Source organism: Curtobacterium flaccumfaciens, assembly GCF_051548005.1.
Classification (GTDB): Bacteria; Actinomycetota; Actinomycetes; order Actinomycetales; family Microbacteriaceae; genus Curtobacterium.
Map to the genome: position 1 here is coordinate 1 of NZ_JBPUGH010000003.1, position 15,123 is coordinate 15,123.

General features: G+C 70.1%; 17 protein-coding genes. 13 read left to right on the top strand and 4 right to left on the bottom strand.

What is annotated here, in order from left to right:
- The 3 genes from ACSW7Y_RS00800 to sucC form a co-directional block, all read right to left on the bottom strand.
- A partial coding sequence (locus ACSW7Y_RS00800; protein WP_438124460.1) for a cell division protein PerM occupies positions 1-1,949 on the bottom strand: 1,949 nt, incomplete at its 3' end.
- A gap of 100 nt (positions 1,950-2,049) precedes the next feature.
- On the bottom strand, positions 2,050-2,943 hold the full coding sequence (gene sucD / locus ACSW7Y_RS00805) for a succinate--CoA ligase subunit alpha (protein ID WP_438124461.1): 894 nt from the start codon (positions 2,941-2,943) through the stop codon (positions 2,050-2,052).
- Positions 2,944-2,958: 15 nt separating this feature from the next.
- On the bottom strand, positions 2,959-4,128 hold the full coding sequence (gene sucC / locus ACSW7Y_RS00810; protein WP_438124462.1) for an ADP-forming succinate--CoA ligase subunit beta: 1,170 nt from the start codon (positions 4,126-4,128) through the stop codon (positions 2,959-2,961).
- Between the two features lie 261 nt (positions 4,129-4,389).
- Between sucC and ACSW7Y_RS00815 the strand changes: the two genes are divergently transcribed.
- The 5 genes from ACSW7Y_RS00815 (at position 4,390) to ACSW7Y_RS00835 (ending at position 8,422) form a co-directional block, all read left to right on the top strand.
- A complete protein-coding gene (locus ACSW7Y_RS00815) occupies positions 4,390-6,015 on the top strand; it encodes a RecQ family ATP-dependent DNA helicase (protein ID WP_438124463.1) in 1,626 nt (541 codons plus the stop codon).
- Between the two features lie 275 nt (positions 6,016-6,290).
- On the top strand, positions 6,291-6,737 hold the full coding sequence (locus ACSW7Y_RS00820; RefSeq protein ID WP_438124464.1) for an ester cyclase: 447 nt from the start codon (positions 6,291-6,293) through the stop codon (positions 6,735-6,737).
- 42 nt (positions 6,738-6,779) lie between these two features.
- Positions 6,780-7,073, top strand: a complete 294-nt coding sequence (locus ACSW7Y_RS00825) for a hypothetical protein (RefSeq protein ID WP_438124465.1) — start codon at positions 6,780-6,782, stop codon at positions 7,071-7,073.
- A gap of 25 nt (positions 7,074-7,098) precedes the next feature.
- Positions 7,099-7,506, top strand: a complete 408-nt coding sequence (locus tag ACSW7Y_RS00830) for a hypothetical protein (RefSeq protein ID WP_438124466.1) — start codon at positions 7,099-7,101, stop codon at positions 7,504-7,506.
- A gap of 88 nt (positions 7,507-7,594) precedes the next feature.
- Entirely contained in the window at positions 7,595-8,422 is an 828-nt protein-coding gene (locus ACSW7Y_RS00835; protein ID WP_438124467.1) for an oxygenase MpaB family protein, read from the top strand.
- Here the strand turns inward: ACSW7Y_RS00835 and ACSW7Y_RS00840 are convergent.
- Entirely contained in the window at positions 8,395-8,904 is a 510-nt protein-coding gene (locus ACSW7Y_RS00840; protein ID WP_438124468.1) for an FHA domain-containing protein, read from the bottom strand. The two genes, ACSW7Y_RS00835 and ACSW7Y_RS00840, sit on opposite strands and share 28 nt — an antisense overlap.
- Positions 8,905-9,023: 119 nt before the next feature.
- On the opposite strand from ACSW7Y_RS00840, the gene ACSW7Y_RS00845 reads away from it, so the two are divergent.
- The 8 genes from ACSW7Y_RS00845 (at position 9,024) to ACSW7Y_RS00880 (ending at position 15,057) form a co-directional block, all read left to right on the top strand.
- Positions 9,024-9,317 carry a WXG100 family type VII secretion target gene (locus tag ACSW7Y_RS00845; protein WP_058725445.1) on the top strand — a complete coding sequence of 98 codons (294 nt, stop codon included), beginning with the start codon at positions 9,024-9,026 and terminating at the stop codon, positions 9,315-9,317.
- Positions 9,318-9,422: 105 nt separating this feature from the next.
- Entirely contained in the window at positions 9,423-9,716 is a 294-nt protein-coding gene (locus tag ACSW7Y_RS00850) for a hypothetical protein (protein ID WP_412878931.1), read from the top strand.
- Positions 9,716-11,002 carry a WXG100 family type VII secretion target gene (locus ACSW7Y_RS00855; RefSeq protein ID WP_438124469.1) on the top strand — a complete coding sequence of 429 codons (1,287 nt, stop codon included), beginning with the start codon at positions 9,716-9,718 and terminating at the stop codon, positions 11,000-11,002. Before ACSW7Y_RS00850 ends, ACSW7Y_RS00855 begins: the two co-directional genes overlap by 1 nt.
- A 2-nt stretch (positions 11,003-11,004) precedes the next feature.
- Complete coding sequence (locus ACSW7Y_RS00860) at positions 11,005-11,670, top strand: hypothetical protein (RefSeq protein ID WP_438124470.1); 666 nt, start codon at positions 11,005-11,007, stop codon at positions 11,668-11,670.
- 2 nt (positions 11,671-11,672) lie between these two features.
- Entirely contained in the window at positions 11,673-12,131 is a 459-nt protein-coding gene (locus tag ACSW7Y_RS00865) for a hypothetical protein (RefSeq protein WP_438124471.1), read from the top strand.
- Positions 12,124-13,602 (top strand): hypothetical protein, encoded by a 1,479-nt coding sequence (locus ACSW7Y_RS00870; RefSeq protein ID WP_438124472.1) that lies wholly within the window; start codon positions 12,124-12,126, stop codon positions 13,600-13,602. Before ACSW7Y_RS00865 ends, ACSW7Y_RS00870 begins: the two co-directional genes overlap by 8 nt.
- Positions 13,599-14,219, top strand: coding sequence for a hypothetical protein (locus ACSW7Y_RS00875; RefSeq protein WP_438124473.1), 621 nt, complete (start codon positions 13,599-13,601; stop codon positions 14,217-14,219). The genes ACSW7Y_RS00870 and ACSW7Y_RS00875 overlap by 4 nt, the downstream gene beginning before the upstream one ends.
- Positions 14,191-15,057, top strand: coding sequence for a hypothetical protein (locus tag ACSW7Y_RS00880; protein ID WP_438124474.1), 867 nt, complete (start codon positions 14,191-14,193; stop codon positions 15,055-15,057). Before ACSW7Y_RS00875 ends, ACSW7Y_RS00880 begins: the two co-directional genes overlap by 29 nt.
- Positions 15,058-15,123 lie beyond the last annotated feature (66 nt).

A 15,123-nucleotide genomic window follows, 5' to 3' on the forward strand; every position in this document is an offset into this window, starting at 1 on the left:
CCGTCGGCGCGGCGGGTGTCCTGGGGCGGCACGGGGTCGACGGACCGCGCCGGGCGGGCGTCGTCGACCTCGGTGGTCTCGTCGTGGTGCCCGGCGACGAACTCCTCGGTGCTCCACGGGAACGCCGGCTGCTGCTCGGTGCCCGGGGCGGTCGGCAGGGGCGCGGCGTGGCCGCCGGCGCGTTCTCCGCCGACGTCACCGCCGTGGTCGCCGCCGATCCGGTCACGGACGGCGGCCGCGCGGTCCCGGACGCCGCCGCGCACCCCGTCCGCCGCACTGCGCAGTCGGTCCCGCACGCTGCCGAGGCCCGTGCGGGCCGACTGGCTGCCCGCGGGGCGGCCGACGTCGTCGGGGGCGGTCGTACGGTCGACCCGGTCGGAGGCGACGACGTCGGTGCGCGCCCACTCGGGCAGCTCGACGCCCTCGTCGTCCACCCGCTCGGGTCGGTCCCGACCCGCCGTCGGCGTCGGAACGCGGTCCGCTCGCTCGTCGTCGAGCCCGGTGACCGGCTCGGTGACGGCCCCGGTGGCGGAGCCGTCTGCTGCGCCGGCGCCGGTGCCGTGCGGGGTCCGCGCGGTGTGCGGTTCGTGGACCTCCTCGACGACGAAGCGGTGCACGTCCGTGGTACGCCCGGCGCCCGCACGGTCGAGCGCGTCGAGCAGTGACCCCTCCGCAGCGACCGCGTCGGCGTCGTCCTCGTCGGTCTCGGTCCAGCGCGGGCGCCGCTCCGGGAGTCGGACCAGGTCGCTGCCGACGGCGAGTGCGACGACGGCCGGCACCCCGACCTCGAGCGCCGCGAAGGCCCCGACGACGAGCGCGTGCGGGCCGACGTCCGCGAGGCGACCCGGCCCGAGGGACCCTGACGACACCCACGCCACAGCGCCGGTCAGGACGCCGGCGACGACACCGACCGACACCCCACCCAGGGCCCGGTGCAGTGCGGAGTCCGCGGCACCGAGGGCCCGGACGAGTCGCGGACGCAGGAGTCCGGCGACCGCGAACCCGGCGATCACCGGCACGAGGACCCAGACGAGGCCGAACGTGTGCCCGGACGCCGGCAATGCGCCGAAGACGGGGATGCCGGGGATCGGACCGAGGACGGTGCCGATCGGCGAGACGTTCGAACCGGTGCCGATCGCGAACCCCGGGCCGACGAGCCACGCGGTCGCCCAGCCGACGAGGTCCGGCAGGAACGCGAGCTGCCCGACCGTCAGCGCGACACCACCGACGACGCCCGCATGGGAACGCTCGTACAGCGTGATGACCTCGGCGAAGGAGGCGAAGAGCAGGACCGCCACGACCACTCCGGCGACCGCGACCACCGCCGCCGTCGCAGCGGTGCCGGCACGGAGGCCGAAGCCGGCGATCGCTCGCCAGACGGCCGGGATGCGCTCCACGAGGTCGATCGCCCGCTGCGACACCGCGTCGGCCGGGAGCATCCGGCGCACGCGACACACCTCCGAGGCGACGAACGCCGGGATCCCGAACCAGAGTGCCGGGAACACGACCGACTGCCAGGCACTCGGGTCCGTCGCAGCGGACGTCGACGACAGGGCGATCGCGAGACCGAGCACGGCGACGACCGCGGTGCCGACGAGCACGCCGGTGGTCCGGTGCGCGGTCTCGGCGAAGCGGCGTCCAGCACGGGCCCCGAGCCAGGCCGTGACGATCGCGAACCCGAGCGCTGCGAGCGTGACGTGCATCGGCGCCGCCGCGCCGCTCACCCCGGAGGCCTTCGCGGCCGCGGACCCGAGCAAGAACGTGACGTCGACGCCGTGCCCGACGAGCCAGACGCTGCCGCTGGCCTTCCAGAAGACGTCCCAGTCGACCTGGAGCCCGTACTCGAAGCCCCAGAGCAGGGTGAGCGGTACGAGTGCGATCCCGACGCCGACACCGACCGTCACGATCCCCTCGATCGCGGCGAGCACGGCGGTTCCCAGGCGGTTCATCCGGGCCAGGGTACGTGCCGCAGGGCGCGAACGACGGGAGGCACGGCGCGAACCCGCACCGTGCCTCCCGTCTGGTCGGACCCGTGGCCCGACGGAGCCGCTACGCCGTCGCGGCGGCGACCACCTCGCGGAGCAGCGCGGCCGTCTCGGACGGCGTCTTGCCGACCTTGACGCCGGCGGCCTCGAGCGCCTGCTTCTTCGCCTCCGCGGTGCCGGCGGAGCCGGACACGATCGCGCCCGCGTGCCCCATGGTCTTGCCCTCGGGCGCGGTGAAGCCGGCGACGTATCCGACGACCGGCTTCGTGACGTGCGCCTTGATGTAGTCGGCCGCACGCTCCTCGGCGTCACCGCCGATCTCACCGATCATCACGATCGCTTCGGTCTCCGGGTCGGCCTCGAACGCGGCGAGCGCGTCGATGTGCGTCGTGCCGATCACCGGGTCGCCACCGATGCCGATGGCGGTCGAGAAGCCGAGGTCACGCAGCTCGTACATCATCTGGTAGGTCAGCGTGCCGGACTTCGAGACGAGACCGATCGGGCCCTTGCCGGTGATCGTCGCCGGGGTGATCCCGACGAGGGACTCCCCCGGGGTGATGATGCCGGGGCAGTTCGGGCCGATGATCCGGGTCTTGCCGCCGAGCGCCTTCGCGTGGGCCCAGAACTCAGCGGAGTCCTGCACGGGGATGCCCTCGGTGATGACGACGACGAGCGGGACCTCGGCGTCGATGGCCTCCATCACGGCGTCCTTCGCGAACGCCGGCGGGACGAAGACGATCGAGACGTCGGCGCCGGTGGTGTCCACGGCCTCGCGGACGGAGCCGAACACCGGGAGTTCGACGTCGCCGTGCTGAACGGTCGTGCCGGCCTTGCGGGCGTTCACGCCGCCGACGACCTGGGTGCCGGCCTTGAGCATGAGCGCGGTGTGCTTCGTGCCCTCGCCACCGGTGATGCCCTGGACGATGACCTTCGAGTCCTTGTTGAGGAAGATCGACATTGTTCTGCAGGCTCCTTACGCCGCGGCCGCGGCGAGCTCGGCGGCCTTCTCGGCCGCATCGTCCATGGTCGCGGCGACGGTGACGAGCGGGTGCGCCGCCTCCGCCAGGATCCGACGACCCTCTTCCACGTTGTTGCCGTCGAGGCGCACGACGAGCGGCTTGGTGGCCGAGTCGCCGAGGATCCCGAGCGCGGCGACGATGCCGTTCGCGACGGCGTCGCACGCGGTGATGCCACCGAAGACGTTCACGAAGACGCTCTTGACCTGCTCGTCGCCGAGGATGACGTCGAGCCCGTTGGCCATGACCTCGGCCGAGGCGCCGCCGCCGATGTCGAGGAAGTTCGCCGGCTTCACGCCACCGTGGCGCTCACCGGCGTAGGCGACGACGTCGAGCGTCGACATGACGAGTCCGGCGCCGTTGCCGATGACCCCGACCGCGCCGTCGAGCTTGACGTAGTTGAGGCCGTGCTGCTTCGCCTTCGCCTCGAGCGGGTCCTCGCTGGCGGTGTCCTCGAGCTCCTTGTGCTGCTCGTGGCGGAAGTCGGCGTTCTCGTCGAGCGAGACCTTGCCGTCGAGCGCGAGGATCTGGCCGTCGCCGGTGCGGACGAGCGGGTTGACCTCGACCAGGGTGGCGTCCTCGCCGGCGAAGACGTCGTAGAGCTTCACGAAGACGTCCGCGACCTGGTCCTGGAGCTCGGCGGGGAAGTTCGCCTGCCGCGCGATGTCCAGCGCGGCCTCCTTGTTGATGCCGGTCAGCGGGTTCACCTCGACACGGGCGAGGGCCTCGGGCTTCTCGACCGCGAGCTGCTCGATCTCCATGCCGCCCTCGACGCTGGTGAGCGACAGGTAGGAGCGGTTGGCGCGGTCGAGCAGGACGGAGAAGTAGAACTCCTCGGCGATGTCCGCACCCTGGGCGATCATCACCCGTTGCACGGTGTGGCCCTTGATGTCGAGGCCGAGGATCGCCTGCGCGTGCTCGTACGCCTCGTCCGGGGTCTTCGCGACCTTCACGCCGCCGGCCTTGCCGCGACCGCCGACCTTCACCTGCGCCTTGACGACGACCACGCCGCCGATCTTCTCGGCCGCTGCCTTCGCCTCCTCGGGGGTGTCGGCGATGATCCCCTGGAGGACGGGGACGCCGTAGGACTCGAAGAGGTCCCTGGCCTGGTACTCGAAAAGATCCACGCTGTTCTTCTTCCCGCACGTTCCGTGCGATCGGCATCGGTCACCTGGTTGCCACACTCCACATCGAGGGTCGCTCGATGTCGAGACAACGGCCGCGGGTCAGCCTAGCGCCGGCAGGTGGACGCGCGGTGCGCGGCAGGTGCGGTGACGTGAGGCGCGCGGCGCGCGACCGGCCTGGAGGCACGGGTCGTCTCCGCAGGGCGGCATCCGCAGGGCGCGCGGCCGGGCGGGTACCCAGGGGCACCGGACGATGGTGATCGGGTGCACGACGAACTCCGTACCCGCGCCGCCGACGTCTTCGGCTGGGACCTCCGACCCGCACAGGAGACCGTCATCGACGCGGTCCTGGACGGCCGCGACGCCGTCGCCGTGATGCCGACGGGCTCCGGCAAGTCCGCGATCTACCAGGTCGCCGGGCTCGCGCTCGACGGCCTCGTGGTCGTCGTCTCCCCCCTCGTCGCGCTGCAGGAGGACCAGGTCGTCGGACTGGAGGACCACCCCGACGCCCCGCGGGCCGTGACGGTGAACGCGACGCACTCGCGCCGGGACCTCGACGACGCCTGGGCGCAGGTCGAGGCGGGGGAGGTCCGCTACGTCTTCCTCGCTCCGGAGCAGCTCGCGAAGGACGAGGTCGTCGACCGGCTCGTGGCTGCCGGGGTCGCCCTCGTGACCGTCGACGAGGCGCACTGCGTGTCCTCGTGGGGCCACGACTTCCGCCCGGACTACCTCGTCCTCGGCGAGGTCGTCGAACGGCTCGGGCGGCCGCCGGTGCTCGCGATGACGGCGACGGGGTCGTCCCCGGTGCGTGCCGAGATCGTCGAGCGCCTCGGGATGCGCGACCCCCTCGTGCTCGCCACGGGCTTCGACCGTCCGGAGCTCCGCTTCGAGGTCGTCCGGCACGCCGACTCCGACGACAAGCGCGAGGCGGTCGCCGAGCAGGTCGCCGGCCTCGAGGGCGCCGGCATCGTCTACGTCGCCACCCGCGCGGAGACGCTCGAGTACGCGGACGTCCTCGTCGAGGCGGGGCGGCGTGCGAAGCCGTACCACGCCGGCCTCCGCGTCCGGGACCGCGAGGCCGTGCACCACGCCTTCCTCGACGGGGAGATCGACGTGGTCGTCGCCACGAGCGCGTTCGGCATGGGCATCGACAAGCCGGACGTCCGCTTCGTCGTGCACGTCGACGTGCCGGAGTCCGTGGACGCCTACTACCAGGAGGTCGGGCGTGCGGGACGCGACGGGCAGCCCGGGGTCGCGACGATGCACTACCGGGCCGAGGACCTCGGACTGCGGCGCTTCTTCGCCTCCGGGAGCCCCCGACCGGCGACCCTGCGCGCCGTGTTCGACGCCGTCCCCGCCGAGGGGGTCGTCGCTCGGTCCGGCCTCGCCGAGCGGTCCGGTCTCGCCGCACGGACCGCCGGACGCGCCGCGAACGCGCTCGTCGAGGCCGGGGTCCTCGTCGACGGCACGGACGGCCTCCGCCGCGCGGACGGCGGGCCGACCACCGCCGAGGCAGCATCCGGGCGCGCGAAGGACCGCGCGGCCGAGCGGGAGCAGATCGAGGAGTCGCGCATCGCGATGATCCGCCGGTTCGCGGAGACCGACGAGTGCCGCCGCCAGTTCCTGCTCGGGTACTTCGGTGACGAACTCCCGGAGCCCTGCGGGAACTGCGACACCTGCACTTCGGGGACCGCCGCGGGCGCCCACGCGGCCGACGGGTCCAACGACGCGTCGTGGCCGCCGGACGCACCCGTGGAGCACGCGGAGTGGGGCCGCGGGACGGTCATGAGCACCGAGGACGACCGGCTCACGGTGTTCTTCGAGTCGGCGGGCTACCGCACGCTCGCCCTGGCCGACGTCGAGGAGCGGCACCTGCTCGAGCGCGTCTGATCGCGACACCGAGCATCGGGACGCGGGCTCCGGGGGGGAAGGCGCGGTCGCTCGACCACCCGTCGGCGACCGCGCTCCACTCCCCCGAGCACGCCAGAGCATGCACCGATGTCGTGTCGCGGAGGTGACCAGCCGGTGAACGCGACCCGAACCCGGTCCGCTCCCCGCGCCTCCCGGCCGGCCCGGTGCGTGCACCGGACACCCGTCCCCCGGACCGCCCTGTTCCTCCGACCCCCGACGCGTACGCAGGAGGATCACGACGAGAGGAACAGAACATGAGCACCGACGTCAACCAGGCCGCCCAGGAGCGCCTCGGCGGCATCATCCAGGACCGCGCCTTCGACCGCTTCGGCGAGGTCTGGGCGGAGGACGTCGTCGACCACGACCCGGCACCGGGCCAGGCCCGCGGGCTCGCCGGCATCGTCGACTTCTGGCAGGACTTCACGACGGCGTTCCCCGACCTCGAGCTGACCCCGGACCCGCTGGTGGTCACCGACGACTTCGTCACCGCGGTGTTCACGATCCGCGGCACCCACACCGGACCGTTCCAGGGACACGAGCCGACCGGGAAGTCGTTCGAGGTACGCGGCATCCAGGTGGCGAAGTTCCGCGACGGCAAGATCGTCGAGCGCTGGGGCGCCACCGACGAGCAGGGTCTGGCGCAGCAGCTCGGACTCGACGGCGCGGGCGAGCAGGGCGACGTCCGCTTCGTGTCCGCCTAGGCGCGGCGCGTAGACAGGACACCCACGAACGAGAGGAACCCCATGAGTGACCCGGGAACCACCCCGAACGACGGCTTCGACACGGAGGGCTTCCGTGACGACGACGTGGACACCGAGCACGCCGGCCCGTACGAGGTCGACGACCGCGAGGAAGCCCTCGAGACCGTGACGAACGACGCGGTCGGCGGCGAGACCGTCGAACCGCAGCCCGGCGACGGGACCGCGTCCGGCCCGACCGGCGGAGCCGAGCGCGAGGAGGCTCCGGACCTCTGGGAGCACGACGGCGACGAGGACCACCCCGACCTCGGGAACGACCTCGGCACCAAGCCGCTCTGACACCGACACTGAATAGCATCGGGGCGTGATCTCCCGACTCCAGCAGCGCCTGCGCCGCCACCCCGGCGCGGCGCGGCTGGTGTCGGTGGCGGGGCTGCTGCTGATCGCGGCCGCCGCCACCCTCGGCGTCCGCTCCGGTGTGGCCTCTTGCGGGCCGCAGACGTCCGGGCCCGCCTGCACCGCCGAGAACGCCGGCTGGGGCGTCCTGCTCGCGGTCGGCGTCCTCGCCGCGACCGTCGCGGGCTCGGGCGTCCTCTGGCCGCTCCCCGCGATCTGGACGGTCGCCGCGCTGCTCTCCACGGCGCGCGGCGACGTCGGCAGCACGACCTTCGTCGTCGCGGCGACCGCCGTCGGCCTCGTCGCGCTCGGTGCGGCGATCTGGGTGGACGTCTCGCCCCGTGCACGGCAGCGGCGGGCGCGACGTGACCGCTGACCGGTCGACGCAGGATGCGCGGTCGGCGGACGCTACGCAGTCGACGGACGCTTCGCGGTCGACGGGCGCTTCGCGGACGGGAGGCGCGGTGCACGACCCGCACCGCGCCTCCCGTCCGTCGTCTGGTCGCGACCGTGCGTTCCGCCACCTGCTCGCGGACAGCACGCCCGTCGCGGCCGGCGGTCGCGCCATCCTGCTGCAGATCGCGGACCCCGTCGTCGCGGCGGGCGTCCGTCGGCACTCCGACTTCGCGCGGCGGCCGCAGCAGCGGCTCGCGCACACCCTCTCGTTCGTCTTCGCGGTCGTCTCGGGCAGCCCGGAGGACGCGGCGATCGCGGCCTCCTTCGTGAACCACGCGCACGTGCCCGTCGCCGGTGCAGACGACGAGGACCGGCAGCTCTGGGTCGCCGCGACCCTGTTCGACTCGGCGCGGCAGGCACACGCGGCCTTCGGGTCCGACGTCTTCGCCGCACGTGCGGAGGAGGTTCTGCAGGCGTACGCACCGATCGGGACCGCCCTGCGGGTACCGCCGTCGCGCTGGCCGGGGTCGGTGGCCGCGTTCGACCGGTACTGGGCGGCGACGCTCGACCGGCTGACCGTGACCGACGACGCCCGCGGTGTCGTGCGGGACCTCCTGCACCCGCGGTTCGCGCCGTGGTGGGTGCGGGTGGCGATGCCGCTCGTGCGGATCGTGACCGTGGGCATGCTGCCGGATCGGCTGCGTGCGGACTACGGCTTCGCGTGGGGGCCCCGGGAGCAGCGGCGGTACGAACGGGTCGTACGGGTGCTCCGCGTCGTCCGGGGGCTGGTGCCAGGGTGGCTGCTGCGGCTGCCGGGGCCGTTGCTGGTGCGGGCGATGCGGCGGGCGGCCCAGCGGCACGGGTGGCGTCAGCCGGCGAGGACGCGGACCGCGTAGTCGCCGACCATGACCACGTCCCCGGGGCGCGCCACGACCTGGGCACCGCCGACGCTCGGCTCCTGCGCGCCGGAGGCCCGGACCACCACCGTGCCGTTCGCCGAACCGAGGTCCTCGACAACGAGGCCACCGTCCCCCGTCGGACGGATCGCCGCGTGCTCGCGCGAGACCGAGCGGCCGGGATCGTCGAGCAGCACCGCCCGTCGACCAGGCGCCGTCGTGACCTTGCGGCCCAGGACCACCGGCTGGTCCAGGGGGACCACGTTGCCCGGCGCGACCTCGAGCACGAGCCGCGGCACCACCCCGATCGTCGGGAGCGGTGGCTCGGTGTGCACCACGGCGTCGGGCTCGTGGTCGGACACCGGAGCGCTCGGGAGGACCCACGCGCGGGAGAGGTGCCCGGCCCGACGGTCGCGCTCGACCTCGGCGTGCGTGACCACCGGTCGTTCCGGTGTCCCCTCGTCCTTCCGACGTCGTGCCACGGTGTACCCCTCGTTCTGGTTCTTGTCCCCAACTGCTGCGAGATGCAACGGAATCCAGTATCGTCGAGTCGGCCGGGGGGCTCCCGGTACATCAAATACCGCATCGGGAGGGTATGCACATGGCAAACGTCAACGTCACCTACGACGATCTCCGCAACCAGGCTTCGCAGCTCCGCAACGGCCAGAAGGCCATCGAGGACCAGCTGAGCCAGCTCAAGAGCCAGATCGACAACCTCGTGTCGTCGGGCTACGTCACCGACAAGTCGTCGAAGGCGTTCGACGCGACGTACTCGGAGTTCAACTCCGGCGCGACGCAGACGATCCAGGCGATCGACGGCATGGCCGGCTTCCTCGAGAGCGCCGCGAACACGCTCGAGTCCACGGACGAGCAGCTCGCGTCGAGCATCGGCTAGTCAGGCTCTGCACGACGGTGGCCGGCACTCTCGGGTGCCGGCCACCGCTCTCGCCGCAGGGGCGGCGACCAGGAACAAGAAGACCAGGAATCCACCGGGGGAACCGTGGCCGGCACCATCAAGCTCGATCTCGACCTGATCGGCAATCTCGCATCTGACCTCTCCCGGCTGCACGGCGACTTCGAACACGTCGCCTCGAGTGCGGCCGACTACAAGACCGGCGTCGGTTCGATGACGATCACCAGCGCCATCGACGAGTTCGCCGGCAACTGGGACATCCGGCGCGGACGCCTCCAGGAGTCGATCAAGGCCGTCGCCGAGATGGCCGAGAGCGCGCACGACGGCTTCACGCAGACCGAGGTCGAGCTCGCGAACAAGATCCTCGGGAAGGACAGCTGATGGCCCGCCCCACCGACTGGAGCGCCGTCGGCATGCAGCTCGACCCGGTACCCGGCGACCCGGCAGAGATCCGGCAGTCCGCCTCAAGTGCCCGTTCGATCGAGCAGGCCATCGCCCAGCAGGTCCAGCGTCTCGACAGCCTCAAGGACGGCGAGGGCTGGGAGAGCGAGTCGGGGACGAAGTTCCGCGACTCCGCCGGCGATCTCGCCGGTGCCATCGAGAAAGCCAAGGGCCGCTACACCGAGCTCGCCGCCGCGCTCGACGAGTGGGCGGACGGACTCGAGGGGCTGCAGCGCGAAGCCGACGCTGCACTGCTGCGGGCGCAGGACGCGCAAGACGCGCACCGGGCCGCGGCGAACCAGACGATCACGGCCGAGGCCGACAGCCCGGAGCACCAGGACCAGGTCGATGCGCAGGACCGCGCGCTGAGTGCGGCGCAGGGCGACATCGATGCGGCGAAGGCGATCGTGCGACGGATCGGCGGCCCGTTCGGCGAAGAGGGCGAGTACGGGGAGCTTGCCGGTCGAGTTGCTGATCGCATCCGACAGGGGGCGGACGACGGGCTGAAGGACGGGCTGCTCGATTTCGTGAAGCAGGGGATCCACGACATCCGCGGCGTGCTCAACGTGATCAAGGACGCGCTGGACTTCGTCAGCACCTTCGTCATGCCGATCCTGCTCGTGGTCGGTGTCTTCGTACCTGCCTTCATGCCGATCGCCCTCGCGATCGGGGTCGTCGCTTCGGCCCTGTCCTTCGCGATCACCGCGGCGCAGGGGTTCGCGGGTGACGTATCGGGCCGAGAGGTGGCGAAGGCGGCGGGGATGTTGGCACTCTCCGCCGTGGGTGGTGCGGCGGGCAAGCTCGTCGCCAAGGGTCTGCCCGCCCTACGGACTGCCGTCGCCGAGTCTGGCGGGCTCATGGGAGCGAAGACCACGGCGGCTCGGGGAGGATCACTCGCCGATGAAGCGTCATCGTTCCTGCGGTCACGTTCGTCAACGTTGAACGCCATCGACGACATCCTCAGCAGTGAGAAGACGAGATTGATCGGCGAAACGCCAGTCGGCGACGTCTACAAGATTCACCGATTGACATCGCTCGCCGAGTCCACGGAGACCATCAAGAAACTGACACTTCCGATGAAAGTCGCGGCATGGGGCCAGGCTGGAGTCGGCGGTATCGGCGCGTACGACGAGCTCACCGGTGCGTCTGACCTAGGCAAAGACCTCAGCAAGGGGTGGCAGGACTACTGGGCGACGAAATCCGAAGTGCACGTCGGTTCGTTGTGACGATGCGTTATAGACTCACTCTCCCCGAAGGCTGGCATCGCTACGGGCTGAGCAATCCGAACGCGGCAAGACGCTTCGTCGCCGATTGGGCGTCAGGATTCATGACAGGCGATGACCCGCGGATCGTGCAGGCTCGACATCGGTTACTCGAGGACGCGCGACACGCGTTCTCGATCGCCCGAGACGCCGGATCCGTTGACGTGTACGCCTTCAGTGACGTCGTCGCCGGAGCGCGACTCACGATGATGTTCACCGTGGGTTTGGCCTACCTCGGGCCGCGTTTCGGGCCGCGTGAGCTGGAGGTGATCGCTGACGAGATGTCGACGACGAACGAGGCGGGGTTCTGTCTCGACATACCGGCGGGTCGCGCACTTCGCATGCGCCAAGACGAGATCCATGATCTCCGACCATCGACGTCGGCGGAACGCGCCAGCCTCGCTTCTGCGGTCGCAGAAGCCTCTGTAGCGCTGAGTGAGATAGGTCGAACGCTCGGCGAGCTTCCGGAGCAAGAGTCTCGCACCTCGGTGACGTACCTGATCGCGATCCCGGGAGCAGACGAACTCTTCGCCGTGCTCAGCGGCCGCTTCGTCGGAGCCGAGCACCTCGAGGCCCGGGTCAACCACTTCGACCTCTTGATGGCTGGTTTCGCATGGGAAGGTGACGAATGACGATGCAACTTCTCCTGTCTCCTTCGCTGCCGATCGCTCTCGCGCAAGCAGGTGTGTCGACGATCAGCTCCACTCGGCCTGCGGCTGACGACGCGCAGGCTCGCTGGACAGTGCACCTGTCCGATCGCGCGGTCGGAGAGATGGCAGCATGGTGGGTCAACCTCGAAGGTGAAACGCCCGGAGGAGTGCGTCATCAACTCCGCGAGGACCGCGCTGACGCCGCATTCGACGAGGAGTACCGAGAAACCGAGTCAGGCCCGGCGCGCCGCTTGCGCGGCCGCACGACCCGTACGCGCGACGGCGAACTCCCGGTCGTCGTCGATGAGGTGTTGTGGTCCTGGAGCCGAGGCACCCATCTGCTCGTGCTCTCGTCACATACGCTGTTCCTCGTGATCGCGGACTACGTCGCCGAGATCGTCGACCTGGCCGCGGCCACGCTCCGCATGGAAGACGATGTCTGAGACGATCGCTCACGCAGCCCTCCTCAGTGATCGCCGTTCGGCCAGAGGACAGTACGAAGCTCTCCTGCTCGCCGACGGCCGCCTGGTGGCACAGATCACAGACGGCACGATCCCGCTCACGGGGAAGGTCGTCGCTGCCCGAGTTCTGGATCGGATGGAGGTACCTCGAAAGATCCTCCCCAAACCCGGGAACGGTGCGATCGCCATCCGAGACGACCTCGGCAAGTCGTACGTCATCCCGATCGATCCCTGGTGGATGGCGCCCCCAGTACCGACCACCCTTGAGGTCGCTCTGCGGTCGAGCGGGCTGTCCGCCCTCGTCGATCAGTACCGCACGGGGTCCCCGGTCGAGATGATCGATCAGCACACCAAAGTCATCCGCCCGCTTCCGAAATCGGCGGCCAGCCGGTCGGAGCGGGCGATGCGGCTCTTGCTCCTCGCAAGCGGCGCACTCCTCCCAGTGTCCGTCATGGTTGCATTACTCGTGGCGGCATTCGCACACGTTCTGCCCGAGGCTTTGTGGACTCTGCCTCAGATCACGACGTCTCTCGCCACCGTTGCAGCGACCGCAAGTGTTGTGCAAGGCCGGAAGCGAGTCAGAACAGCGGCGTTCACCTTCGACGTCGAGGTGAAGCCCTCCGGGCCGAGGTGGTTCGCGGAGAACGCCTCCCTCGCAGTCGATGACCGCGGCCTACTCGTAATCACCGACGGACAAGGGTTGTGGCACCGCCTGGAGACTGCTCGGTCGACATCGGGACCCAAAGCGATCTCCACCGTCATCTTCTCGGATCAAAACGGCGGTGCCGCGCTCCTCATCGACGGCACCGGCACCGTGCGGCTCCAGCTCAGCGCTGCTCTGTGGTACCCGGATGGAGCCGAAGGACTGCGCAACGTCTTTCATGCGATCGGAATCCTCACGAAGATCGGGTCAGACCAGCGAGACTCACCAGATGTTGCGCTCGGTCTCCTGACGCACGTCGAGGAACCGAAGCGCTCCCTTGCGGAACAGAACGACCTTTGCGTTGCTCGCGTGACTCCACTCGCCGGAGGCGTCCTCTTCCCCTGCATCGCCGCTTCTGTCCCGGCCGGCGCGGGGTACGAGTGGGCTGCCGCATTGTGCCTCTTGGCTGCTCTGGTCAACGTGGCTGCCATTGCACGGATCAGCTGGGTCGAATCCTCCGTGCGGATCGGCGTCGGCAGGATCCGGCCGATCCGTCCGCAGGATTTCCGCCTGGGCGGGAGAGCGCTCCTGCTCGCCGTCTTGGCGGTCGTCTGTCTTCTCGTTGCCGTCATCGCCGGTCGCGCCACCCGCTGGGACCTCGTCGCGATCTCAGCCGCGATCCTCTTCGCAGCGCCGACCGTGATGTGGGCGTCGTACCGTCGACGGTCGCTCATCTCGGGCAGCGGGTACCTTCGGTTACCATCCTGGTGGGCAAGCGGAGCGCCGCCTGTCGAAGGAACAGCGACGTGACGATCTACTTCCACACGAGTCCGGCTTGGTCCTTCATCCCGCCGGGATCACCGGAACACGAGGCCGCGCTGGTGGCGACGAGACTCGAGATGGATGCCCGCAAGCCACTCAAGGCGCGGGAGGGCGAACAGCTCCGCAGGCGCCTCACGGAACTCGCCCAGTACCAGGCCCAGGTGGGGGCACCAGACTTCGCCGTCCTGACATCGATCGCGCCGACGATCCGGGTCCTGGCCTTCGCCTCGGTGCACCTCATCGACGACGAGAGCAGCCTCGAGCGCATCGTCAAGGATGCTTGGGATGAACGCCGTTCCGGCCGTCTGCTCAGCGACCCGGCGATCTCCGGCACAAGAACGAAGCTCGGACCGGGCACGCGGGTCCTCCTACGACACAAACCCGCCACAGGCGGCTTCCTTCGTCGGACGCCGACGATGGTCTCCGTGCGGTGGGTCCTGTCCTACCAGGAAGACGCCCGAGACCGCGTCTGCCTCGTGACAGGGATCATCCCCGATGAAGCAGATGCTGACATCGCGGTGCCCGAGATTGATCGCTTCGTGCTCGACATCAGTGACAAACCTCGCGGGGTCGGCGATGAGCCCCATGCTCGGAGCGACGAGTGAAGACGACCGCTGGCAGTCGGTCCTCTCGGTCCGAGGACGGGCGATGACGGCGCCGAGCGGAGCTGAACCTCGCCTACTGACGGGGCTCCTGCTGGCGGTGGACAGGGTCCACGTTCCCGCGCGGATCCGCATCTGCATAGCATTGTCGGCCATCATCATCGGCTGGAGCGCGGGGTCGGCATGGATCATCACGCATCGCGATGTCCCTGCGCGGCCCGATACGTGGCCGCTCGACGTCCTCTACTGCTCGCTCGTGATGTGCCACTTCGTCAACGCGCTCCTCGGCCCACAACCTTCCGGGCGGACCGTGCTTCGATGGGCCGCGTTCGTCCTCGTCGTCCACCTTGCGCTGGCGGTCGGACTGCTCCTGATGGTCGTACCGGCGTCGCATCGCCTCATCGTTGCGCTCGACGCACTGCTGATCGGTCCGGGGATCGGGGTCCTCTACGCCGGCATCGGCATCGTCGCCCTGGTCAGTGTCTTCGCCGTCACTCTCGGGATCGCAGCGACTTCGGACTTGGTCGCTCGGGCGTTCCGCAACGGTCCACAGAGCCCCCTCGAGCGGGTCAGGAACCTGTCGCTTGCCGCATGCGTCCTCGGCGCAGTCCTTGCCTTCATCTGCATCTCGATCACGCCGACACCGCTTGCGATGAGCGACGGTATCGGCGGGCGAGGATCTGGAGTTCTCGTCGCCTGCTACTTGTTCCTGCAAGCCTTCGGCATCACTGAGACGAGGCCGGGGTGGTACCCGACGTGCATCAACATCCTGTTCGTCCTCTCGTTGGTACTGATCGCGCAGGGACTCCTGAGACTGATCTGGTCACGACGCTCGCGATGAGAACGCACATTCGCCTCCTCGTGACGGCCGACCCACACCAGATGAACGAAGAACGGAGTCCTACAT